This window comes from Cupriavidus sp. CER-90, assembly GCF_057652055.1.
Window position 1 is genome coordinate 3,327,345 of sequence record NZ_JBYGYM010000002.1, and the last position, 23,688, is coordinate 3,351,032.

The 23,688-nt window shown below is 64.0% G+C and carries 21 protein-coding genes and 1 tRNA gene; 10 read left to right on the top strand and 12 right to left on the bottom strand.

Annotation, left to right across the window (positions count from 1 at the left end; translation table 11 throughout):
* Nucleotides 1-129 precede the first annotated feature (129 nt).
* The 4 genes from clpX to mnmC all read right to left on the bottom strand — a co-directional run bounded on the left by clpX (nt 130) and on the right by mnmC (nt 5,957).
* Nucleotides 130-1,407, bottom strand: coding sequence for an ATP-dependent Clp protease ATP-binding subunit ClpX (clpX, locus tag AC24R4_RS25755; protein WP_066738113.1), 1,278 nt, complete (start codon nt 1,405-1,407; stop codon nt 130-132).
* 276 nt (nt 1,408-1,683) lie between these two features.
* Nucleotides 1,684-2,334 (bottom strand): ATP-dependent Clp endopeptidase proteolytic subunit ClpP, encoded by a 651-nt coding sequence (gene clpP, locus AC24R4_RS25760; protein WP_008651661.1) that lies wholly within the window; start codon nt 2,332-2,334, stop codon nt 1,684-1,686.
* A 105-nt stretch (nt 2,335-2,439) separates the two neighbouring features.
* A complete protein-coding gene (gene tig / locus AC24R4_RS25765) occupies nt 2,440-3,789 on the bottom strand; it encodes a trigger factor (RefSeq protein WP_400394313.1) in 1,350 nt (449 codons plus the stop codon).
* A gap of 158 nt (nt 3,790-3,947) precedes the next feature.
* Complete coding sequence (gene mnmC / locus AC24R4_RS25770) at nt 3,948-5,957, bottom strand: bifunctional tRNA (5-methylaminomethyl-2-thiouridine)(34)-methyltransferase MnmC2/FAD-dependent 5-carboxymethylaminomethyl-2-thiouridine(34) oxidoreductase MnmC1 (RefSeq protein ID WP_487523839.1); 2,010 nt, start codon at nt 5,955-5,957, stop codon at nt 3,948-3,950.
* Nucleotides 5,958-6,095: 138 nt separating this feature from the next.
* On the opposite strand from mnmC, the gene AC24R4_RS25775 reads away from it, so the two are divergent.
* The 4 genes from AC24R4_RS25775 (at nt 6,096) to AC24R4_RS25790 (ending at nt 8,962) form a co-directional block, all read left to right on the top strand.
* Nucleotides 6,096-6,953 (top strand): 23S rRNA (adenine(2030)-N(6))-methyltransferase RlmJ, encoded by an 858-nt coding sequence (locus tag AC24R4_RS25775; RefSeq protein WP_487523840.1) that lies wholly within the window; start codon nt 6,096-6,098, stop codon nt 6,951-6,953.
* A 116-nt stretch (nt 6,954-7,069) separates the two neighbouring features.
* Nucleotides 7,070-7,432 carry a VanZ family protein gene (locus tag AC24R4_RS25780; RefSeq protein WP_487523841.1) on the top strand — a complete coding sequence of 121 codons (363 nt, stop codon included), beginning with the start codon at nt 7,070-7,072 and terminating at the stop codon, nt 7,430-7,432.
* A gap of 2 nt (nt 7,433-7,434) precedes the next feature.
* Nucleotides 7,435-7,647 (top strand): hypothetical protein, encoded by a 213-nt coding sequence (locus tag AC24R4_RS25785; protein WP_487523842.1) that lies wholly within the window; start codon nt 7,435-7,437, stop codon nt 7,645-7,647.
* A gap of 91 nt (nt 7,648-7,738) precedes the next feature.
* Nucleotides 7,739-8,962 carry a glycosyltransferase family 87 protein gene (locus AC24R4_RS25790; protein ID WP_487523843.1) on the top strand — a complete coding sequence of 408 codons (1,224 nt, stop codon included), beginning with the start codon at nt 7,739-7,741 and terminating at the stop codon, nt 8,960-8,962.
* 109 nt (nt 8,963-9,071) lie between these two features.
* Here the strand turns inward: AC24R4_RS25790 and AC24R4_RS25795 are convergent, their stop codons facing one another.
* Entirely contained in the window at nt 9,072-9,815 is a 744-nt protein-coding gene (locus AC24R4_RS25795; protein WP_487523844.1) for a phosphatase PAP2 family protein, read from the bottom strand.
* Nucleotides 9,816-10,287: 472 nt separating this feature from the next.
* Between AC24R4_RS25795 and AC24R4_RS25800 the strand changes: the two genes are divergently transcribed.
* From AC24R4_RS25800 to AC24R4_RS25810, 3 genes are all read left to right on the top strand, one after another.
* The gene (locus AC24R4_RS25800; RefSeq protein ID WP_487523845.1) at nt 10,288-12,258 is read left to right on the top strand and encodes an alkyl/aryl-sulfatase; all 1,971 of its coding nucleotides are present in this window, start codon (nt 10,288-10,290) and stop codon (nt 12,256-12,258) included.
* The gene (locus tag AC24R4_RS25805; RefSeq protein ID WP_487523846.1) at nt 12,255-12,848 is read left to right on the top strand and encodes a hypothetical protein; all 594 of its coding nucleotides are present in this window, start codon (nt 12,255-12,257) and stop codon (nt 12,846-12,848) included. The genes AC24R4_RS25800 and AC24R4_RS25805 overlap by 4 nt, the downstream gene beginning before the upstream one ends.
* A gap of 838 nt (nt 12,849-13,686) precedes the next feature.
* On the top strand, nt 13,687-14,142 hold the full coding sequence (locus AC24R4_RS25810; protein WP_487523847.1) for a WapI family immunity protein: 456 nt from the start codon (nt 13,687-13,689) through the stop codon (nt 14,140-14,142).
* A gap of 203 nt (nt 14,143-14,345) precedes the next feature.
* Here the strand turns inward: AC24R4_RS25810 and AC24R4_RS25815 are convergent, their stop codons facing one another.
* Nucleotides 14,346-14,696: an SMI1/KNR4 family protein gene (locus AC24R4_RS25815; RefSeq protein WP_487523848.1), complete on the bottom strand. Its 351-nt coding sequence runs from the start codon at nt 14,694-14,696 to the stop codon at nt 14,346-14,348.
* A gap of 447 nt (nt 14,697-15,143) precedes the next feature.
* Between AC24R4_RS25815 and AC24R4_RS25820 the strand changes: the two genes are divergently transcribed.
* Complete coding sequence (locus tag AC24R4_RS25820) at nt 15,144-15,341, top strand: Com family DNA-binding transcriptional regulator (RefSeq protein ID WP_487523849.1); 198 nt, start codon at nt 15,144-15,146, stop codon at nt 15,339-15,341.
* Entirely contained in the window at nt 15,295-16,143 is an 849-nt protein-coding gene (locus AC24R4_RS25825) for a DNA-methyltransferase (RefSeq protein ID WP_487523850.1), read from the top strand. The genes AC24R4_RS25820 and AC24R4_RS25825 overlap by 47 nt, the downstream gene beginning before the upstream one ends.
* 486 nt (nt 16,144-16,629) lie before the next feature.
* Here the strand turns inward: AC24R4_RS25825 and AC24R4_RS25830 are convergent.
* The 5 genes from AC24R4_RS25830 to AC24R4_RS25850 form a co-directional block, all read right to left on the bottom strand.
* Nucleotides 16,630-16,716, bottom strand: a tRNA-Leu gene (locus AC24R4_RS25830).
* Nucleotides 16,717-16,935: 219 nt separating this feature from the next.
* A complete protein-coding gene (locus AC24R4_RS25835; RefSeq protein WP_400392660.1) occupies nt 16,936-18,261 on the bottom strand; it encodes an MFS transporter in 1,326 nt (441 codons plus the stop codon).
* 124 nt (nt 18,262-18,385) lie between these two features.
* Nucleotides 18,386-19,708, bottom strand: coding sequence for an amidase (locus AC24R4_RS25840; RefSeq protein WP_400392662.1), 1,323 nt, complete (start codon nt 19,706-19,708; stop codon nt 18,386-18,388).
* 8 nt (nt 19,709-19,716) lie between these two features.
* Nucleotides 19,717-20,394, bottom strand: coding sequence for a DUF2848 domain-containing protein (locus tag AC24R4_RS25845; RefSeq protein WP_400392664.1), 678 nt, complete (start codon nt 20,392-20,394; stop codon nt 19,717-19,719).
* 34 nt (nt 20,395-20,428) lie between these two features.
* Nucleotides 20,429-21,127 (bottom strand): GntR family transcriptional regulator, encoded by a 699-nt coding sequence (locus AC24R4_RS25850; RefSeq protein ID WP_249640877.1) that lies wholly within the window; start codon nt 21,125-21,127, stop codon nt 20,429-20,431.
* Nucleotides 21,128-21,372: 245 nt separating this feature from the next.
* Here AC24R4_RS25850 and AC24R4_RS25855 point away from each other — a divergent pair, with 245 nt between their 5' ends.
* Nucleotides 21,373-22,158 carry an IclR family transcriptional regulator gene (locus tag AC24R4_RS25855; protein WP_400392666.1) on the top strand — a complete coding sequence of 262 codons (786 nt, stop codon included), beginning with the start codon at nt 21,373-21,375 and terminating at the stop codon, nt 22,156-22,158.
* Nucleotides 22,159-22,184: 26 nt separating this feature from the next.
* Here AC24R4_RS25855 and AC24R4_RS25860 read toward each other — a convergent pair whose 3' ends face one another.
* Entirely contained in the window at nt 22,185-23,432 is a 1,248-nt protein-coding gene (locus tag AC24R4_RS25860; protein WP_400392668.1) for a Zn-dependent hydrolase, read from the bottom strand.
* Nucleotides 23,433-23,688 lie beyond the last annotated feature (256 nt).

The following is a 23,688-nucleotide window of genomic DNA, read 5'->3' on the forward strand; positions in this document are numbered from 1 at the left end:
TTGCTCCCGTTAGTTTGTGGAATTGAAGAAAAAAAGCCGTTCGCTTTCCAGCGAACGGCAGCTTGAAAGTGTCGCCAGTATGGTTGGGACCACGCGGGTCCGGCACGTTCGGCGTCAGTTGGACCTCGCTCAGTTCGATCCTGCCACCTTGGGCTGCTGCTCTTCGTACATCAGCAGCGGCGGAGCGTCGCCAGTGATCGTGCTTTCGTCGATCACCACCTTCTGCACACCCTTGTAGTTGGGCAGGTCGTACATGACGTCCATCAGCGATTGTTCGAGAATCGAACGCAGGCCACGGGCACCCGTCTTGCGGCGGATGGCCTTGCGCGCAATCGCGGTCAGCGCAGCCGGGCGAATCTCCAGCTCCACGCCTTCCATGGCCAGCAGCTTCTGATACTGCTTGACCAGCGCGTTCTTCGGCTCGACCAGGATCTGCATCAGCGCGGCCTCGTCCAGCTTGGCCAGCGTTGCCACCACCGGCAGACGCCCGATGAGTTCCGGAATCAGACCGAACTTGATCAGATCCTCGGGCTCGGTCTGCGGAAGCACCTCGCTGACCTCGCGCTCTTCCTTGCTCTGCACCTGCGCGTCAAAACCGATGCCGGTCTTGTCCGAACGCTGCATGATGACCTTTTCCAGGCCGTCGAATGCGCCGCCGCAGATGAACAGGATGTTCGTCGTGTCCACCTGCAGGAAGTCCTGGTTCGGATGCTTGCGGCCGCCTTGCGGCGGCACCGAGGCCATGGTGCCTTCGATCAGCTTCAGCAGCGCCTGCTGCACGCCCTCGCCCGACACGTCGCGCGTGATCGACGGGTTGTCGGACTTGCGCGAGATCTTGTCGATTTCGTCGATGTAGACGATGCCGCGCTGGGCCTTCTCGACCTCGTAATTGCAGTTCTGCAGCAGCTTCTGAATGATGTTCTCGACGTCTTCGCCCACGTAACCGGCTTCGGTCAGCGTGGTGGCGTCGGCGATCACGAACGGCACGTTCAGCAGGCGCGCCAGCGTCTGGGCAAGCAGCGTCTTGCCCGAGCCGGTGGGCCCGATCAGCAGGATGTTGCTCTTCGACAGCTCGACGTCGTCCTTCTTGCCGAGGTGCTTCAGACGCTTGTAGTGGTTGTAGACCGCCACGGCCAGAATCTTCTTGGCCTGTTCCTGACCAATCACGTACTGGTCAAGGCTTTCGCGGATTTCGTGGGGCGTGGGCAGATCCGAGCGCGTGACAGCGGCGGCGTCCTTGTCGGTCGCGGCGGCCTCGTCACGGATAATCTCGTTGCACAGGTCGATGCATTCGTCGCAAATGAACACCGACGGGCCCGCGATCAGCTTCTTTACCTCGTGCTGGCTCTTGCCGCAGAACGAGCAGTAGAGAAGTTTCTCGCTGGATGAACCTTTTTTGTCCGCCATAGGAATCAGTCACATTAGCAGTGTGGATCTCGCCAGAAACGTCCCGGCGGGAAACGCATTAAACGCATCATACGCCAAAACAATTGGCACAGTCGGCGGCATCCCCTGCGTGTGGGGCAAAACGCAAAAACGAGGCGCACAGCCTCGTTCCGGTGTAGCCTTCGTCATTTGGCGCACGACGCAGGCCAATACGGCAGATGTCCGGCGGGCCGGTCATCGCCCGGATGCTTCCGACAGGATGCCTCCGGGCCCATGTGCCGGCACACCGGCCAGATTTCAGCTGCGGCGGGTGATCACCTTGTCGATCAGACCGTAGTCCACCGCCTGGTCGCCGCTCATGAAGTTGTCGCGATCGGTATCGCGGGCAATCTTCTCGACCGGCTGCCCGGTGACTTCCGACAGGATGCTGTTCAGCCGCTCGCGCAGGTACAGGATCTCGCGCGCCTGGATCTCGATGTCCGAGGCCTGGCCACGAGCACCACCCAGCGGCTGGTGGATCATGATGCGCGAGTTCGGCAGCGCGCTGCGCTTGCCCTTGGCACCCGCAGCAAGCAGGAACGCGCCCATGCTCGCCGCCATGCCCATGCACAGGGTCTGCACGTCGGGCTTGATGAACTGCATCGTGTCATAGATCGCCAGGCCAGCCGAAACCGAACCGCCGGGCGAATTGATGTACAGCGACACGTCCTTGTCCGGGTTTTCGCTTTCCAGGAACAGCAGCTGGGCCACCACCAGGTTGGCGGTCTGGTCGTTGACCTCGCCAACCATGAAGACGACGCGTTCCTTGAGCAGGCGCGAGTAGATATCGTACGCGCGCTCGCCCCGGCCGGACTGCTCGACAACCATCGGCACCAGTCCCAGACCCTGGGTCTCCAGGGCAGAAGCCTGCGTGGTGGCGAGACGATCAAGCAAATCATTGCGGGTCATGCAGGTTCTCCAGATATTCAGGAATGGTGTCAACCGGCCAGCGCGCGAGGCCGGTTGACACGGACCGTCGCCGCGTCAACGCGCGGCATCCGGCCTTGCCCGACCTCAGGCTTGTGCGGGCGCGGCGGTGAGTTCCTCGAACGACACCGACTTGTCCGTAACCTTGGCCTTGTCGCACACGAAATTTACCACGTTGTTTTCGAGCACGTAGGCTTCCATCTCGGCCAGGCGCTGCTGGTCACCGTAGTACCAGCGCATGACTTCCTTCGGGTCTTCGTAGCTCTTCGCGAAGTCCTCGATCTCGGCCTTGACCTGTTCCGGCTTGGCTTCCAGGCCGTTGGCCTTGACGATCTCGGCCAGGATCAGGCCCAGTTTCACGCGGCGCTCGGCCTGCTGGGCGAACATCTCGGCCGGAATCGGCATGTCCTTGGCATTCGGCATGCCACGCTGCTCGAGGTCGCGGCGCGCCATTTCCACCAGGCGTTCCTGGTCCTGTTCGATCAGGGCCTTGGGCACGTCCAGCTCGCTCACCTTCAGCAGGGCTTCCATGACTTCGTCCTTCAGCATGGAATGCGTGCGGCGCTTGACTTCGCGCTCCAGATTTTCACGGATGTCGGCGCGCATCTTTTCGACGCTGCCGTCGGCGATGCCGAGCGACTTGGCGAACGCATCGTCCACTTCCGGCATATGCGCCCACTCGACCTTCTTCAGCGTGATCGTGAACTCGGCGGTCTTGCCGGCCACTTCCTTGCCGTGGTAGTCCTCGGGGAAGGTCAGCGGGAACGTCTTGCTCTCGCCTTCCTTCAGGCCCAGCGTGGCCTGTTCGAACTCGGGCAGCATGCGGCCTTCGCCCAGCACGTACACGAAGTCCTCGGCCTTGCCGCCGGCGAATTCCACGCCGTCGATCTTGCCGACGAAGTCGATCGTCACGCGATCGCCGTTCTTGGCATCCACTTCGCCGCCGCCGTCGCCATGGGCGCCGGCTTCACCGCGGTGGTGGTAGTGCACGCGCTGCTTGCGCAGGATGTCGACGGTCTTGTCGATCTCGGCGTCGCCGATCACGGTCTTCGTGCGGGTCACTTCGGCCGAGGCCAGGTCGCCGATCTTGACTTCCGGATACACCTCGAAGGTGGCTTCGAAAGCCAGTTCGTCGTCGGCAACGCCTTCGGTCTTGATGTCGAACTTCGGCTGACCGGCCACCTTCACGTCCTGGGCCTGGGTGATGTCGAAGAACTTGCGGGCGGCCTTGTCGAAGCGCACTTCGAATTCCACCTGCTGGCCGTATTGCTTCTCGACCATCTTCATCGGCACCTTGCCCGGACGGAAACCGGACATTTTCACGGTCTTCGACAGACGTACCAGGCGTTCCTGCGTTTCCTTCTGCACTTCGGCCTTGGGAATAGCCAGGGTCACCTTGCGGTCCAGCTTGCCGAGGTTTTCAATGACGTTCGACATGGTCGTTAATCCAATTCAGAAATAGTTGTTGTCAGCGCATCCGCCTGCGCACCTTGCCGCCTGGCCGCGGCCAGTGCTCGCGAGCGGAGGTCTCCGCGCAAACGGAAAACGCGGATTATCGCACGGTTTTCATTCGCTTCCGGCAGTTTTTACCCTAGTCAGTCTGGATCCGGCTCCGGACCCTGGCCTGAGGGGTCTGCCGCCTGCCCATGACGCAGGGCCCGCAGCAGCAGACGGGCCGGATCGACGGCATCGGCGAGATCCGCCTCCAGTGGCAGCGGTTCACCCTCGACCTGGCAGGCGATCAGTTCGGCGCCCAGTGCGGCCCATGTGAGGCCGCGCGACGCGTATGCAAGAGCCGCGTAGAGACCGGGCAGACGAGGCAGGTCGCGCAAGTGCGCGCCGCGGAGCGCACCGGCATGTGCCAGCGCCTGCGCCTCGTCGGCCAGGCGTCCGATCAGCGGCAAGCGGTTGTGCGTGACGGTGCGCACGCCGACATAACCCGTTAGTGTCCCAGGGTCGATCCGGGCCAGCGCGGCCGCCCGGTCGGGCAGCAGCGACGCCACACGCGCCAGGTTGGCGGCATGCACCGCGGCGCTTTCGGCCAGCGGGCCCGCATCGGGTTCATAGCTGGACCCCACCCGGGCCCCGCCCTGCTCGCCACGCGGCAACAGATAGCCGCTGCCGGTCACCACGCAGTCGGGCCACCCGCCCAGCGCCTCGACCTGGGCCGGGGTCAGGTCGGTCAGTTGCCCGCGTACGCGGCGCAGCGCCAGAAAGCGGGCCGGCACCAGCCGTTCGGCCTCGTGCGCATTGGCCAACACCAGTACGGACGCGCTGGCCAGTACCGCGCCCGACGCATCGCGAGCGAGCCACTTTCCATCGACATGCTCGATGCCCGCCACCCGACATCCGAAGCGGGCATCGAGCCGATCGCCGGCGGCGGCCAGCTGGGCGCGGCAAATATCGGGCGGCGCCACCCACCCGCCCTGCGGAAACCAGAGCCCGCCACGGCTCACCGTGGCGCCGTGGGACGCCGCAGCCTCGCCGGGCGCCATCCATCGCACGAACGATTTGGGAAAGCCCAGTGCATCGAGTGCGGCATGTTGCGCCGCATTTTCGGTGTCGTTCTCGCCGGTCTGCAGCACGCCGCAGCCGTGCCACCCCACCGGATGACCGGCATCGGCCAGCGACTGCCACGCGCGCAGGGCATGCAGGTTGCCGGCGCGCGACAGCCGCGACAGCAGGCTGTCGTCGGCCGAAACGTGCGCGTGCATGGCCGCCGCGCGATGCCCGGAGGTCTGGCGCGCCGGTCCGTCGTGGGCATCGAACAGCGTGACGCGCCAGCCACGCGCGGCCAGCCGCTCGGTGACGGCGCATCCGGCCAGTCCCGCGCCGATGACGATGGCATGCCGCGCGGCCCAGCGAGCGGCGTCCGGCGGCGCGTGGCGGCGGTTCTTCCAGACGGGCGCAAAGCGTGCGACCGTCATGTCACGTTTGCCGCCAAACCCCGGCGCCTTGCTGACCTCGAAACCGGCCGCTTGCAGGCCCCGGCGCACGAATCCGGCCGCCGTGTAGGTGGCCAGCGTCGCCCCCATCCGTGCCAGGCGGGCCAGCCCGCGAAACACGGTGTCCGACCACATATCGGCGTTGCGCGACGGCGAGAAGCCGTCGAGGTAGAACGCGTCGGCGCCAGCCACGAGCTTCGGCAGCATCGCCTGCACGTCGCCGAACGCCAGCGTCAGCGTCACCGCCCCGCCCTCGAACGTCAGGCGATGCAGGCCCGGCAGCGCGTCGGGCCACTGCTGCTGGAGTTGCGTGGCCAGCGGCAGCAGGTCGCCCAACCCGGCATGCAGCTGCGCCAGCCCTTCCCGCGTGAACGGGTGCTTTTCGACGGAAACAAAGTGCAGTCGCGCGCAGGGCTGCGGCGCGTTGCGCCATGCCTGCCACGTGGCCAGGAAGTTCAGCCCCTGCCCGAAACCGGTCTCGACGATGACGAATTGCTCGCGCCCCGCCCAGTTGCCCGGCAATCCGTTGCCGCCCAGGAAGACGTGCCGGGCCTGTGCCAGGCCGCCTGCGGTGCTGTGATAGACATCGTCGTAACGCGGCGAATACGGGATGCCGTCATCGGACAGGATGGGCTCGGCGGCCTCGAGGGTACGCGGCATGGAAGGACGGAAAAAAAGAGGAAAAACGACAGCAAAACGGTTGGAAATGGCGGCGGATGGTAGCATAGCGCCCTTCGCGCCAACCGCCCGCCTGCCCCTGTCTGACTGGAGTTTTGCGCGCCGTCATCCCGCCTTGCCATGCTCAGTTATCGTCACGCCTTTCACGCCGGCAATCACGCCGATGTCCTCAAGCACGCCGTTGTCGTCCAGTTGCTGGACTATCTGACGCAGAAGGACAAACCGTTCTGGTACGTCGACACGCATGCCGGGGCCGGCCTGTACGCGCTGGATCACGCCTACGCACAGAAAAAGTCGGAATTCGAAACCGGTGTGGGGCCGCTCTGGCGCGCCGCGGCCGGCGGCCAGGCCCTGCCCGAATTGCTCGAAGCTTATCTTGAGCAGGTTCGCGCGCTGAACCAGGATGGCAATCTCAAGCACTACCCCGGGTCGCCCTGGCTGGCCTGGCAGATGCTGCGCGATGCCGACCGTTTGCGGCTGTTCGAGCTCCATAGCACCGAGATCCAGGTGCTCCGCGACAACTTCCGCGGCGCCGGCCGCAAGGTCATGCTGTATGACGGCGACGGCTTCAACGGCATCAAGGCCATCCTGCCGCCGCCCCCGCGCCGCGCGCTGGTGCTGATCGATCCGTCGTACGAAGACAAGCAGGACTATGCGCGCACGGTCGACACGCTCAAGGCCGGCCTGGAACGGTTCGCCAATGGCGTTTATGCGATCTGGTATCCCGAAGTGCAGCGCCGCGAGTCTGTCCAGTTGCCAGCGCAACTGAAGCGGCTACCGCTCAAAAGCTGGCTGCATGTGACGCTGACCGTCAAGCATCCGGTGGAAGGCGGCCTGGGGCTGCATGGCAGCGGCATGTTCGTCGTCAATCCGCCCTGGACACTGAAGGCCGCACTGCAGGAAGCGATGCCAAAACTCGTGGAATTGCTAGGGCAGGACGCCGGCGCGGGCTTCACCCTGGAATCACTGGACAGCTAACGGCGGGGGCGCGGCCTTCTGTGCCGCAGCAGACAGACGAACGCGATCGGGCGCGCGATGCTGACGGATTCCCGCAGAAGGAATTCCCGCAGATGCCCGGACCACGGAGATTTGCCGTGACACGCCTGACACCGACCCACTATCGGTGGCTTTTCTCGATCTGCGCACTGGCGGTGCTGGTGCTCTCGCTGCTGCCGCCGGATACGGCGCAACCGACCACGGGCTGGGACAAGACCAATCACCTGCTGGCGTTCGGCACGCTGGCCGCACTGGGCCTGCGCGCCTGGCCGGGGCGGATCTGGCAACTGGTCCTGGCCCTGACGGCTTACGGCGCGGCGATCGAAGTCCTTCAGTCGTTGACGGCCTATCGCACGTCGTCCTGGGCTGACCTGCTGGCCGACGTGCTGGGCATCGCCCTCGGGATGGCCCTCAGTTTTCGCGCGATCCGCGCTGGACGACCGACATCGGGCGGCACCTGACCATGGCCAGGCCAGGATTCTGCAGGCTGGGCGGCAATCAGACACAGACCCTTGATTTTCAGGCCGATGACAAGGTGCGCTCGCTGACGTCGACGGGACCGACCGGCACGGTAAAGCTCAGCGTCGATACCAGCAACCCGACGATTTTCGGCACCCCGGCGCAACAGGCCAAGGCTGTCAGCCAGCGTCGCCGGTTTCCGTCCCAGGCCCGGTGATGGTGAGGGAAAACACTCCCCCCTACTGGGCGGTGTGTGCGCAGAGTTCGGGGAAGTAGACTCGGCAAACGAGCCATCCCGCAGGGAGCCTATGCCGTCGACGAATAACGAGCGCCCGGCCACGCGCCGCGTGACGGTCTACGCCTTGGCGGCGCTCGCCATCCAGATCCTTGTACTGGGGATATGGATCTTCCGGTTCTACATCCTGGAAGACCATTCGTCTCCGATGGTCGGTATCGACTTCGCGATTTTCTGGTCAGCGGCAAGGGTGGCCGTGGCGCATGGGGCCGCCTACGTCTTTTCGCCGCAGTGGATGCAGCCAATGGAACTGGCGCTGGGGCTGGACAACTATTCCCCCTGGCCCTATCCGCCGACATTTCTGCTGGCAGTCTTGCCGTTCGGACGGTTGCCGTTTGGTATTGCCCTGACCATTTACTCCATGCTCGGATTGCTGGCCTATGGGGCCGTGCTCGCGCGCCTGTGCCGCGGGATCGACCGCGCATATCTGCCGCTGCTGCTGGCATTCCCCGGCGTCGCCATTGCGATCGGGCTGGGGCAGAACTCCCTGTTCACGGTTGCCGCCGCCGGCGCTGCACTGGCCATGATCGAGGTCGAAACCGCTCTTGCGGGAGCGTGCATCGCCATACTTGCCATCAAACCGCAGTTTGGCGTCTTGTTTCCCTTGGCCCTGATCTGCGGCAGGCAATGGAAGACGTTTGGCGTCTCCGCACTTTGCACCCTCGCAATCGTCGGGGCTAGCCTTGTGGCGTTCGGCGTGGATGCCTGGCTGGCATTTGCGGAATTCCTGCCGCAATTCAGCACGCTGGCGGTAGAGCAAGGTGGCGTCATGATGTGGCCGGGTATGCCAACCGCCTTCGCGCTTGGCCGCAGTGCCGGCTTGTCCGTCAACGCTTCTTATCTGTTGCACGGCGTTGTCGCGGCACCTGCAGTTCTTGCGATGGCTTACCTGTGGATGCGGCGGGCCAGGTTCGAACTTCGCGCGGCCTCGCTCATTATCGCCACGTTGCTGGTACAGCCCTACATCATGTTCTATGACCTGGTGTGGCTGATCTTGCCGCTCGTCCTTCTCGTTCGTGACCACCGGGCTGTGGCGCCGGGACGCATGGAATGGATTGTCATCGGAGCAGCCTGGCTGGCGCCAGCACAAGCAGTCCTCTCGGCGTACCTTCACCAATACCTGAACATTCTGCCTGCCGTGATGATTGCCCTCGTCATCATCGTGGTGCGGCGGCATGCGGCGACGGCACCCGAATTCACCCACACCTCGGGTGAGCCATCGCGGCGCACTTGTTGATGTGCTTACGGCCTTTTGGGGCGGCTGCGGCCGTCGGCGTGATCGACAAGGGCCACGACAAGGCGGCGTTTCCGGCGCATTGCGTTTTCAAGGCATCGATCCGCGCTGGCTAAAACCGAGCGCTGGCTGAGGAGGCCGGTGGCCGTTCGTGGTCGCTGCGGAGGGTCTTGAGGACGCCCGACCCGATCATCAGCGCTTCGTCGAAATGTGTCGCAAGCCCGAAGCTGAGCAGAAACATACACACGTAGAACGTGGCTTCGAATCGTCGGGACAAGGTCAGGAATGGCTCCGCGAGGAGCCGGCGACAGAAGGTGCGCGTCAGTACCAGGCAAACGACAATGCCGATGATCGCGCCGCCCAATACGTCGGTCGGATGGTGCAGGCCCACGTACACCCGCGACAGGCAGATGAATACCAGCGTGTAGAGCAGTGCCGCAATGCCGAGCCGCTTCGAAGCCACCCAGATGCCCGTGGCAATGGCGAACCAAAGCATGGCGTGGTCGCTGGGAAAGGCGCTCCACGTACGGATCCGGTCCTCGGACGACATAGGGAAGTGCAGGCCGAGCTGCGGATTGGCGAACGGCCGGAGGCGGAACGGCACCCAATGGGCGAGGAGACGGCCGATCAGCAATGCGCACAGCCCGGCCAATACGGTCGCAATGATGATCTCCCGGTTCCTGTCGCGCCGGGCGGGGTCCGACTCATGGAACCAGAGCCACCAGAGGATAGCGATAAGCGGCACGCCGCGCAGCAGGTAGAACTGCGTGGTCGCCATGGCCAGCCGATCGAACAGTTCCCAGCGGAACGCAAAGTGGTTTAGCGCGTGCAACAGGCTGGCGTCAAATGGATTCATGGCGGCTTTCGACTGCGCTTGGGATGGTCAGCTCTATGGGGCCGAAGTATAGGGTCGCCACGGCCCCTCGGATGCCTGGCCCGCCGGGCGCATGTGGGTATCCCCACACTGGTTAATCAGCGGTTAATCTTCGAGTGATTTGAGCAGGGAAGCATGGCTGGCGCTCGCACTACGTCGGGACGGCACTGCTCTAGTGGCTAGGGCTCCTTGAGTATTTTTGGGGGGGGATACTATATATTCATACAGTATCTCCGGTGGCCCACGGCCGACATTTCGCGAGAGAAGTGACACGGGTGTTCCGAGCGTGTTCGCGTTCGATTCGCGCGCTGTGCGCGTGGTTAGCGCGCAGCGCGGTTCCAGGGCTGTCCAACCCCCGAAGAAAAACTTCACACAAACAAGAAAATATTCACTTCTGCAGCGTCATGCGGTGGGAGACCATCCGCTCACTCGGAGGACTTCTTAGGGGGGAGCAATGAAGGCCGCATTCGTTTTGACTGGCGCGCTTGCCATGGCGTGGACATCATTGGGCTGGGCGCAAACTCCGCCAATTGGAGGCAAGCCGGCAACGGCGGCCACAAAGGCGGCAAACGCGGCAGTCCTCAACGAACTGCCCTTCAATGACAAGGCGGATTTCGAAGACGCGCAGCGTGGTCTGGTTGCTAAACCGGACAAGCTGACGATACGCAATGCCAAGGGCGACGTCGTTTGGGATCTTGAGGCGTACAAGCAGTACATCAGCATCGACAAGCCCGCCCCTGACACAGTAAATCCGAGCCTGTGGCGCAACGCGCAACTCACCATGCAGAACGGTCTGTTCAAGGTGTCGGATCGCATTTACCAGGTTCGCGGTTTCGATCTGTCCAACGTGACGTTTGTGCAGGGCAATACGGGCTGGATTGTTCTCGACCCGCTCATCTCTGAAGAAACAGCCAAGGCTGCGTATGACTTTGTGACGCAGCATCTCGGCTCGAAACCAGTGGTGGCTGTTGTATATAGCCATTCACACATCGATCACTACGGTGGCGTGCGTGGTGTAGTGAACGAGGCCGATGTGAAATCGGGCAAGGTGAAGATCTTTGCGCCAGAGGGCTTTACCGAGCATGCGGTGAGTGAGAACGTCATTGCCGGTAATGCCATGGGGCGCCGCGCCGTGTATATGTATGGCGCGCTTTTGCCTCGGAACGATCGTGGCGGTGTGAATGGCGGCCTCGGACAAACGGTTTCCACTGGTACGGCAGGGCTGATCGTTCCCACGGACATCATCAGCAAGACCGGGACCGAAGTGACCGTGGACGGCGTGAAAATGGTGTTCCAGATGACTCCTGGCACCGAGGCGCCCGCCGAGATGAATACGTACTTCCCGCAATTCAAAGGCATGTGGATGGCCGAAAACACGACCAACACCATGCACAACATCCTGACCCTGCGTGGAGCACAGGTACGCGACGCACTGAAGTGGTCCAGCTACCTCAACGAAACCATCGATACGTACGGCAAGGACGTCGATTTCAAATTCCAGGCTCACCATTGGCCGATGTGGGGCAATGCCAAGATCATTGACTATTGGAAGAAGCAGCGGGATCTCTACAAGTACACCCACGACCAGTCGGTCAACCTGATGAACAAGGGCTACACGGGGGAAGAGATTTCGGAAATGATCAAGCTGCCGCCCGAGCTCGACAAGTTCTGGCCGAACCGGGGCTACTACGGCACGCTGCGCCACAATTCACGCGCGGTGTATCAGCGGTACATGGGTTGGTATGACGGCAATCCGTCGGACCTGAATAATCTGCCACCCGAAATGGCCGCGAAGAAGTACGTCGAGTACATGGGCGGTGAAGCGGCCATCCTGAAGCGTGCCAAGGCGGATTTCGACAAGGGCGACTATCGCTGGACCGCGGAGGCGCTCAAGCAGGTGGTATTTGCCAATCCGAACAGCAAGGCAGGCAAGGACTTGCTGGCCGACTCCCTGGAGCAGCTCGGCTACCAGGCGGAAAGCGGGCCGTGGCGCTCCGTGTACCTGATGGGCGCATACGAGTTGCGTAATGGCGTGCCAAAGGCCGGTGGCACCGATGTGGCCAGTCCGGACACCATCAAGGCCATGCCGCCTGAAATGCTGTTCGACTACCTCTCGGTGCGTCTGAATGGGCCGAAGGCCGCAGGCAAGAAGATCGCTCTGAACCTCGATTTCACAGACCTCAAGAAGCAATATGGTCTGGCCGTCGAGAATGCCGTCCTGAACTACGGCAAGCCCTTGCCGCAGGCAGACGCCAAGATCACCTTGTCCAAGGCGACGCTCGATTCCATCCAGCTCAAGGAGACGACAATCGAGAACGCCATCGCAAAGGGAGACATGAAAGTGGAGGGCCGCCGCGAGGCACTGGGAGAATTCCTCGGCCTGCTCGATTCGTTCCCGTTCTGGTTCAACATCGTGACGCCATGAAGGCTAAGCTGACTGCGCTGGCCGCTGTGCTCGTCGCGGGTACGCTGGCCCTGGCCCCGACCCGGGGAGCGGCGTGCGGGTCCGACTTCGTCCTCGGCGACGAAGTTGGCGCCGCTCATCCCGCGTCTATTGGCGTCGCCTTTGCGATGAACGACGCGCTCTCCGCAGGCGCGCTGCCATCCGCGGACAATCTGACGGGAACGGAAGCCCGCTTGCGAGCGGACAATGCGGCCCATCGGCTTGAGCAGCGTCTGACTTCAGTCAAATCAAAGCTGCCGCCCACGTCCCTGCTGCTGGTGGAAACGCGACTTTGGACGCGATATGCCCCAGTCGGGAAACGCCAGGCTGACGTTCATGCCGATCACGATGCGGGCCCTGCCGAGGGGGACGTTGTTGTGGTCACGGGAGAGCTGGTGCTCCGAGGCTTGCTGGAAGGACGTATGTCCTGGCAGCAGGCAGTGGATAGCGGATTGGTCGTCGTGACGGGTGATGCGGCGAACCGGATGCGGGTGGCTTCGCTACTTGCAGGCCGATTTGCGCAGCCACCCGGCGCCGCGCTCGCCAGCCACCAGCAGTATGTTGGACGCTAGCCAGAAGCAGTGGCAACTCGGTGCCGCGTCATATAGCTGCCGATCAACTCTTCATCACTGAAAGACAGATGCTTGCCGAACTCACCCGTCAGGCGGCTCTCACGCATTTCTTCCCGTAGGCGCGGGACTTCTAGCACTGTCACGTTTTGTACGCGCGCCCAGTGTCCATATCACGCGAGCCAGCGGCGACACCCACAGCTTCGCGGTGGCGGATCGGGACAACTACAACGGCGTGAAGGCGTACTACCAGGACGCACGGCGGGCGGAGAAAGGGGAAGTTGTGGTGGACGCTTCGAACGGGACCAAAGCTGCAGCCAGTTCACCTTCCCCTGGGGAACCTACGGCCGCCGACGTCCTGGTGAACTCAGATCCCGATAACGTTAAAGTCCTGCGGCATACCTATGCCACCAAGTCCAACGCCGAACGCGCTGCGCGGGCGGAATGGCAAAGGATCCAACGTGGGGTCGCTTCGTTCCAGATAACGCTGGCGCGGGGGCGGCCGGAAGTGTTTCCGGAGCTGCCGGCAACCGTGACGGGGTGGAAGCCGGAGATTGATGGGACGGGGTGGGTAGTCGCAAAAGTTACACACACGTACTCCGGAAACGGATATACGTCGGCGTTGGAGATGGAAATAGCCACTCGTGGTAAGGAAGTTGCCGACGAGTTCTGAAGGTCGCCTAACGACCCAGAGCGGACGGCCACGCTTCCCCGTTGCGGACATTCAATGCCAAGAACACTATGATTCACGAACCATCGCAAACCGGACCGTCGCGCCTGCACATTGCCGTGTACGATACTCATCCCGCGTGTCGTGAAGATTTTTCACTTGCGGTTTTCAATGAGCCCGACAATCGATCAATACTTGGCCTGCATCGCCATGCTCCAATTCAGCAATCGCGACGACCTCTTTGAATTATCAGTGTTGGACCATGAGGAACCCAGTGGCCAAAGCTACGGTGGTACTCACTTGCGCATTTCTGTGTCTTCGCGCGGGTTTCGCGGAAGCTGCAGCGCTTGGGTTTATGCAGAGGATATGAAGAAATTCTTCGAGTCCCTTGTCGAGCTTCAAAATACTTCTATTGCAGTAGCAAAGCTCGAATCGACGTCACCGAAGGAAATCGAACTGAGTATTTCGGCGGCCAATTCGAGAGGGTATCTGTGTGTTTCTGGTGCGATTGGAAAGCACGTATTCACAGAAAACGGAAACTATTGGCACTCTGTATCGTTCGGCATCGAGTTTGAGCCAGCCCAGCTTGATATTGCACTTTCTTCTCTGAAGCCGTATGTGGCTTAGCAAAGCCGGGACTGCGGAGCGTCCACAAACCGGATGATACGATGCCCGGACCACAAGTTCGCGACGGACCGCTTATGGCCGGTCTCTGCCCTCGGCTCACCGGCTCACCCTAACCGGGCCTTTCCGAGGTTCAGGGGCAAACGGACGATCTGTAGCTACCTCTCGACTTCGTAGTATTGGACGACCGTTTTTAGGTTGAACCTTCAGGAGCGGTCCAGTTCTGCCTTCATCCATTCCTCGAAGTTGCGATATGAGTAACTTCGCCCCGAGTCATCAAGTACAAGCATCAAGACGGCCGGTTCGCCTGTGCAGTCGTTGCCGTCAAAACAAGCAACATCCCCACGGCCGTCGTCAACCTTAGCGAACGGAACCAGGTTCCGGCCGTCGTGGCCGCGAATTGAATAGGCAAGTCTCCCAGCCTTGGAATTTGCGTCGATGAACCACCAATATCCGGAGGGCACATGCTGCTTGCCCGCTGCTATGTCCGTGAGGCCCTTTGGATAGCGGAAGCCGTCTGGCAGCATCGCGGGAGGATATAGATCAAAGCCTGGCATCTGTGCATTCGTTCAAGCAAGCTGCAAGACCACCGGATGCGGCACTGTCTCTGTAACGGCTTCCGGCAGGGGGGGGGGGACGGGGGCCCTGCAATCGGGCACGTCGATAGTACCCGAGAACTGAATGCCCGCTTCGGGGGTACGTTCGCAAGTGGCTGCTCCTGGCCGAACTCGGCCGTCAGCCGGCTCTCACGCATTTCTTCCCAGACGCGCCAGACTTCATCAGCACTTCACGTGTTGTACGCACGTGAGCAACTACACGCACCATGTGCGTTCCCCGCCCGCGCACGTGACAATCTTTCGTCACCAGAAAGAAAGACGCGGCGACGTGATCGGTGTTGGAGCACCGCTCACGCCCCGTTCCAGCAGAACCAGCCTGCCAGTCCGGCCAGGGCCGCGCCACCTCGCGAGGCGCAGGCATCCTAGCACACGCTGGGAGTGCAAATCATGCAGGAAATCCGCTGCGGTATCTGTAACCGCAAGCTCGGCATGGGCGACTACGTTTGCCTTGCCATCAAGTGCCCGCGCTGCGGCACGATGAACCAGTTGAGGGCCGAGCGCCCCGGACCCGAGAGCCCGCGAGCTTCGTGTACCGGAGATGTCCGCCATGGAGCTCGACCGCCTCTACCAAAGCAACGCCCTTGACATGCTGCGCGGCTTGCCCGACAAGTCCGTGGATCTGTTTTTCACCGACCCGCCCTACTCGTCCGGCGGCCTGCACGCCAGCACACGTGCTCAGACGCCGGGCCAGAAGTACATCGGCTCCGACGTGAAGACCGTCTATCCCGAGTTCAGCCACGACAACAAGGATCAGCGGTCCTGGACCTACTGGTGCATGAGCTGGCTGAGCGAGGCGTTCCGTGCAGCGAAGGATGGTGGCCACCTGGTCTGTTTCATCGACTGGCGGCAGTTGCCCAGCCTGACCGACGCCATCCAAGGGGCGGGATTCATCTGGCGTAGCGTGGCCGTCTGGGACAAGACCGCCGGCGGCGCCCGGCCGCGCCTGGGCGGGTTTTCGCAGCAGGCAGAGTTCATGGTGTGGGCGACGAAGGGCGCGGTGCGTACCGACCACAAGGTGCATCTGCCCGGCGTCTTCGCCGAACGCCTGCCCCGCCCCAAGTCTCACATGACGCAGAAGCCCGCCGGCCTGGCGCGCGAAGTCGTGCGCCTGGTGCCGGCGGGCAGTGTTGTCTGCGATCCCTTTGCCGGCTCAGGCACGTTCCTGGCTGCGGCTAAGGAGCATGGGCATCGGTGGGTGGGGTGTGAGATTGAGCCGGCTTACCATGCCAGTGCTTCTGCACGACTGGCCGTGGAGCGCCAGCAGGCCATCGGCGCGGACCACCCGCTCGTGCAGGACTTCTGGGAACTGTACGACCACCTCGAATCCGCCGCCGACGACCAGGCCGCGCGTCACGCCAGGCGGCGATGTGGGCGGGCCGCAGGTTGACCAGAAGGATGTCGCGGAAGGGGCTGCCCTCGATCTCCTTGCAGCCGATGAGGTCCAGGCGGAGCTTTTCCCACCGGGCGCCACGCTTGGTCGGGCTGATCTTGCGTTGATAGTCGTCGAGGACGTCGCCGATGGTGTGGGTTTTGCTGCCCTGGCGGTTGTCGATGGAGCGAAGATCGGCCTCGCGGTGGGCCGCCCACTCGGTGGCCAGCAACTTGTTCGGAAAAATTCGGCTATCGCGCTGACCCTTGATCGCAATCTGCACTCGCCAGCCCTTCGCCACTTTCTGAAAGGATGCCATGGGGAATCCGTGGGGAAAAAATGGGGAGCGCGGGGTGATTTTATAGTGTCGGGAAGTGGCGCGCCTCGGCCGAGGTCAAGCACGCAAATCACCCGCCAACCTTTGCTGGGCTTGGCTTTCCGGCGTTTAGTGCCACCGAATGGCGCAGAGTGCAAAAGTTGCGATTACGCAACAAAAAGGTAGGTTGGTGCGAGGGAGGGGACTCGAACCCCTACACCATTGCTGGCGTCAGGACCTAAACCTGGTGCGTCTACCAATTTCGCCACCCTCGCAGTCCTGGAACCGGGCATTCACAAAGCAAAAAAGGCGGCTGGACTGCCCGCCTTTTCCTGCTTGTGGCTTGCTGTGGCGCGTTGCGCGCCGGGATCCGGTTCGTGCCGCCGGCGTAACTTCAGCCTGCGGCGCAATAAGGATGCGGATTGTATCGCAAGGCGCCGGGGGAATCCAGTCCCCTGCCCGCCCGGCCGATACTGCCGCTCCACTTTTCCGCTTTACTGGCGGGCGCGGATGAAGGCGATCACCAGGACCGTGGCGCAGGCCTCCAGGGCGGCCACGAAGTACAGGCCCGAAGCCAGCTGGCCGGTCGTGGTCTTGAACCAGCCGATCATGTACGGCGCCACAAAGCCGGCCAGGTTGCCGATCGAGTTGATCAGCGCGATGCCGCCGGCGGCGGCGGTGCCGGCCAGGAAGGCCGAGGGCAGCGACCAGAACACCGGGAATGCGGCCAGGATGCCGACCGACGCCAGGGTCAGCGCGATCAGGGCCAGCACGGCGCTGTGCAGCCAGAAGCCCGTCAGCGTGAGGCCCACGGCGGCCAGCAGCGTAGCCAGCGCGCAGTGCATGCGGCGCTCGCCGGTGCGGTCCGAGTGGATGCCGTTGAGCACCATCGCAATGGTGCCTGCCACGAACGGGATGGCCGAGACCAGGCCGATCCGCAGGTTGCCCTGCACGCCCAGTTCCTTGATGATCGACGGCGACCAGAACGCGATGGTGGCATTGCCGCTCACCACGCAGAAATAGATCGCCGCGCAGATCCAGACGCGCGAGTTCGCAAAGGCGCCCTTCAGCGACGAATGCTTGGCGGGGTCGCGTGCTTCCTGTTCGATGTCGCGCGTCACGATGGCCTGCTCCTGCTGCGACAGCCACCTGGCGTTGACGGGCTTTTCCGGCAGGTACATCAGCACGGCGATACCGGCCAGCACCGACGGAATGCCTTCGATCACGAACAGCCATTGCCAGTTGGCCAGGCCGTCCACGCCGTCCATCGCGCTCATGATGAAGCCGGCCAGCGGGCCGCCGACCACGCCTGCGATCGCAAACGACGTCATGAACAGGCCGTTGATGCGGGCGCGCCGCGCGGCCGGGAACCAGTAGGTCAGGTACAGCACCACGCCCGGGAAGAAGCCGGCCTCGAAGATGCCCAGCATGAAGCGCAGCGTGTAGAACTGCATTGGCGTCTTCACGAAGATCATCGCCATCGACGCCAGGCCCCACAGGATCGTAATGCGCGCCAGCGTCTTGCGTGCGCCGATCTTTTCCAGCAACAGGTTGCTCGGCACCTCGAACAGAAAGTAGCCGATAAAGAAGATTCCCGCGCCCAGCCCGTACACGGCTTCGCTGAACTGCAGGTCCTGGAGCATCTGCAGCTTGGCGAACCCCACGTTGACGCGGTCGATCCAGGCCAGGATGAACAGGAATACGAGGAACGGGATCAGGCGCACGGTGATCTTGCGGTACGCCTCGTTGCGTTGCTGCGCCAGTTGCGCGGGCGGCAGGTTCTCCAGGGCGCCGGGGGCGCCGCTCATCACGGAAGACATCGGTGACTACTCCTTGGGTGTGGTTGGCGGGGCGCCGCTACGTTGGCGGCGCCCTCTCGCATTGCGCTGTGCTGGCGCTTGTTGCGGCGGCCGTGGGAATCCGGCCGGTGCTACGTGTAATGCGTCAGGACAGGATTGGCTCGATGGCCGCAGCCACCTGCAGCACGCGGGCATCGTTGCCATGCAGGCCGCAGACGCCCAGCCCGATCCCCTCGCCTATCGGCAGCGACGCCGCGCAGCCATCGAGGAAATTGATCACGCTCGGGTTGCGCAGCACCAGGCCGTTGGTCGCGAAAAAGTCCTCGTCGCGCTGCAGCGCGTCCAGGCGCGGCGGACGCACGGCCACGCTCGGCATCAGCCAGGCATCGGCATCGCGCAGCAGTTCGGCGGCGCGCCGCTGCATGGCGCGGCGTTCTGCCAGCAGGACGATGTAGTCGGTGGCAGACAGCGTCTCGCCGCGGCGGATGCGCTGGGCCACACGCGGGTCGTACTGGTCGCCCTTCGTTTGCAGCAGTTCGCGATGCCAGGTCCACGCTTCGGCCGCGGTCAGGCCGCCGGCCGCGTTGATCTCGGGCAGGCGGCGCAGTTCGGGGAAAGCGAATTCCACGATCTGCGCGCCTTGCGCCGAAAGCTTCGCCAGCGCGGCCTCAAACGCCTGGGCCACCTCGGCATCCAGGCCGTCAGCCACGAAGTCGCGGGTCACGTAGAAGCGCAGGCCGCGCAGGTTGGCGGCGCGCGTGTCCAGCGTTTGGCCGCTGAGCACCGCATCCATCGCCACGCAGCACGCCACCGAGCGGGCCAGCGGGCCGGCCGAGTCGAGCGACGTGGACAGCGGCACGGCACCGTCCAGCGGCACGCGGCGCGCGGTGGGCTTGAAGCCGGTCAGGCCGCAGAACGCCGACGGAATGCGGATCGAGCCGCCGGTATCGGTACCCAGCGCGGCCACGGCCATCTGCTCTGCCACGCTGACGGCGCCGCCCGACGTCGAGCCGCCACTGATGCGATCGGCGTCGAACGGCGTGCGCGGCGTGCCGTAGTGCGGGTTCAGGCCAAGGCCCGAGAACGCGAACTCGCTCATGTTGGTGCGGCCGATCAGCACGGCGCCAGCGGCGCGCAGCCGCGCCACGGCCGGGGCGTCGGCCTGGGCCGGCGCGCTGCCGTCCAGTGCCTTCGAGCCGGCACGCGTCACCTGGCCGCGCACATCGAACAGATCCTTGATGGAGACTGGCAGCCCGGCCAGCGGCGATGCCACGTAGCCGGCCGCGCGGGCCTGGTCGGCCGCATGGGCCTGTGCCAGCGCGCCCTTGGCGTCGACGCTCATGAACGCCGCGCCGCCCGCCTGCCTATGACGGTCGATCCTGGCCAGCGCGTCTTCGGTCAGGGCCACGCTGGTGGTCCGGCCGGCTGCCAGCGCCGCGGCCAGTGCTGCAATGGTCGGTGCAGTCATGGCCACGCTCACTCGGCAACGGCCAGCGTCTGCACGCGATAGGCGTGGCGCAGGCTGCGGTTGCGCACGGGGTCGTGCAGTTCCACTTCGAACGACTCGCCGTGGCCCATCTCGCCGATCACAGCCTGGGTGCCGCAGAACATCGCGGTGCCGGGCGGCAACCGCGATTCGCCGCTCAGGCGTTCGATCAGGTCGCGCGGGTCCAGCAGGCGCGTTACCTTGCCTTCCTGGTACAGCGCGCGCTGGCCGTCGCGCACGCGCCAGCAGCGCATTTCCAGGGCGTCCCAGTGATCGGCCACCTCGTCGAAGCGCCACACTTCGCGGCCCATCGGCTTGGCGCACATCTGCTTGGACACCGTCACGTCATACGCCTCGACCTTGCGGTCGGTGTGGTCCGATCCGATGCCGATATAGAGCGCATCGGCGCCCTGCAGCAGCACGAATTCGGTCTCGCCCGACGAGTCGTCGCGCGGCACTTCCAGCACGTCGTCGGTGGTCAGCAGCTGGGCAGCCAGCGGATAGAACGTGGGCACGGTGGCCGGCGGCTTCACGCCAATGGCCTTCAGTTCGTCGATATGGTGCTGGACGGCTTCCATGTCGCGGCCAGTCCAGCCGGCGATGATCAGTCGTTCGATGTCGAGGGCGAGCGCGCCCCCGCCGGCTACCTGGAGATGCAGTGTCGGCATTGCGTACTACCTTGTTACGAGGGAAAAGTGCGGGTCAGAGTGTCCGGATGATGTTCTTCCGGAATTCGTCAATGTGTTCGCGGATGGCCTCGCGCACGGCCGGCACGTCGCGCCGCTCCAGGGCGTCGACGATCTCCAGATGCTCCTGGTAGACGTTCTCCAAGTGCTGCGGATCGGACAGCGAGAGGAACCAGAAGCGCGCCTGTTTCTCGTGCAGGCCGCGCAGCAGATCGGCCAGCACGCGGTTGCGCGAGGCGGCCGACATGGCCGTGTGGAACTTCAGATCCAGGGCGGCCAGCGCCGGGATGTCGCGCCGGGCGACCAGTTCGGGCGAGCGGTCGACGATGTCGCGCATCGCCTTGAAATCGCTGTCGTGGCCGCGCTCGCAGGCCAGCGTGGCGCACAGCACCTCGTTGGTGGCGCGCACTTCGATCATGTCCAGCACTTCATTGAGCGACAGCGGCGTCACCAGCACGCCCTTGCGCGGCAGGATCGACACCAGCCCTTCCACTTCGAGCCGATGCAGCGCCTGGTGGACGGGCGTACGGCCCAGGCCCAGCAGCGCGGCCACCTGGGCCTCGTTCAGCGGTTCGCCCGGACGGAATTCGCACGCGATGATGCGGCGCTTGATTTCGGTATAGGCCTGCTCGCGCATTGCCGCGCCGCTCTGGGCGGCGGTGGGCGCTGCGGGCGCGGGGTCGGCGGCGCCAACCAGTCGAATCGGATTCACCACGGCAGGTAACGGTCTGTTCGTTTGAAGTTGCTGTGATACTAGTGTGATATTTCACTGGACACAACCCGGAATTTCCTAGGGGTAAACACCATGCATGGCCCGACAGCGCGCCATGTGACGGCCGTTGCGCCTATCATGAGCGGTCCGCCATGAATCGATAATCGATACATCAATATCTTGGTGCAATATGCAGCCATCGTGGTGCAGCGGATCACGACGATGGTGCCGAATCCGGATCTACCCCCATGGCCATCACCGACGGCGACCGTCCCGACCCGCTCTTCAACCAGTCGCTGGAAAAAGGGCTTGAAGTCCTGCGCGTGTTCAGCGCCGTGCATCGCACGCTGACCCTGGTGGAAATCGCCACCCTCACCGGCATGACCAAGAGTTCGGCCCAGCGCACCATCCATACGCTGGAGCGGCTCGGCTACGTCGACAAGCACCCGCAGACGCGGCGCTTCCGGCTGACGCCCAGGGTGATGGAGATCGGCTACAACTACCTGGCGGCCGATGCGCTGATCCCGATTGCCAGCCCCTATCTGTCGCAACTGGCCAATGCCAGCGGCGAGACGGCCAACCTGACCGAGCCCGTGGGGCTCGACATGGTCTACGTCGCGCAACTCATGACCGCCAAGCACATGCCGGTACTGACGCCGGTGGGGATGCGGATTCCGATGTATTGCACGAGTTCCGGCCGGGCCTACCTGAGCCAGCTGCCCGACGACCAGGTGCGCGCGATGCTCGAAGCCTCCACGCGGCAGGCGCGTACGCCGGCCACGCTGACCGATGTGGCGGCGATCTTCGAGCAGGTGGTGGCATGCCGCACCCTGGGCTATGCGTGCAATGAGGAGGAACTGTTCCTCGGTGACATGGGCGTGGGGGCGCCCATCGTGAACAGCCGTGGCGAGGCCGTTGGCGCGGTGCATGTGTCCCCGCCGGCCAGCCGCTGGACCATGGCCGACGCGCAGAAGAAGCTCGGGCCGCTGGTGATCGAATGCGCGTGGGCGATCTCGCGGTCGATCGCCCACTGACCTCCGGCGTTCCGCTGCCGGCAGGCTTACCGCGCGTGCTCCAGCATCGCCTGCAGCAGCACATTGGCGCCGGCTTCGATATGCTCGGGCAGCGCGTCTTCCAGCTCGTTATGGCTGATGCCGTCCTTGCACGGCACGAAGATCATGCCCGTGGGCGCGCGTTGGGCCACGTAGACGGCATCGTGCCCGGCCCCGCTCACCACATCCATATGCGGCAGCCCCAGTGACGCGGCCGCGCGCCGCACGCTGTCCACGCACGCGGGCGCGAAGATGCAGGGCTCGAACTTGACCACCTGACGCACGGCCACCGTGACGGCGGCGGCGTCCGCGATGCCGGCAAACGCGGCGCGCATCGCCGCGTCCATGCGGTCGAGCCCGGCCTGCGACAGGTTGCGGAAGTCCACCGAGAAATCGACGCGCCCCGGAATCACGTTGCGCGAATTCGGCTTGACCTCGACAAAACCCACGGTGCCGCGCCCATGCGGCGCCTCGTCGCGCGCAATGCGGTTGACGGCCTCCATCATGCGCGCCGATGCCAGCAGCGCGTCGTGGCGCAGCGCCAGCGGCGTGGGGCCCGCATGGGCGTCCTGGCCCGTCACGGTCACGTCGTACCACTGCTGGCCCAGTGCGCCGCTGACCACGCCAATCGGCAGGCCGGCGGCTTCCAGCACGGGCCCCTGCTCGATATGGGCCTCGAAATAGGCCGCGTACATGCCGCCCGGCACCTGGCCGGCGGGCTGGGCGCCCAGGTAGCCGATGGCTTCGAGCGCATCGCCCACGCTCACCCCGTCGCGGTCCTGCTGCGCGCGTGCGAATGCCCCGTCGAATACCCCGGCGAACACCCCGGACCCCATCATCACCGGGGTGAAGCGCGTGCCTTCCTCGTTGGTCCAGAACGCCACTTCCAGCGGGGCGCGCGTGGCAATGCCCAGGTCATTGAGCGTGCGCATGACCTCCAGCCCGGCCAGCACGCCGAAGTTGCCGTCGAACTTGCCGCCCGATGGCTGGGTGTCGATGTGGCTGCCCGTGGCCACCGCCGGCGCGTTGGGGTCGGTGCCGGCGCGGCGCGCAAAGACGTTGCCGATCTCGTCCACGCGCACGTCGAGTCCGGCCTCGCGGCACCACTGCACCACCAGATCGCGACCCTTGCGGTCTTCGTCGGTCAGGGCGATGCGGCACACGCCGCCCAGGGGCGTGGCGCCGATCGCGCCCAGGTCCATCAGCGATTGCCACAGGCGGGCGCCATTGATGCGGGGAGTGAATTGCGAATCCATGTCTGTGTTGTCTGCAGTGAGTGAACATCGAGCGTCGAACCAGCAAGAAGCAGACCACCGGAGCCGGTGATCCATCGATGGTGCATGGGCACTGGCACATCACTTGCTAGTTCGAGACCGAACACAAGCGTTCAACCCATCCCCCAATCAGGAGCCCTGCCTGTGACCCTCTCCACGTATCCCCGCGCCAAAGGTTTCTCCGCTGTCGTCCGTTCGGCCTCGGCTGCCGTCGCCCTGTCCCTGCTGGCCCTGCCGG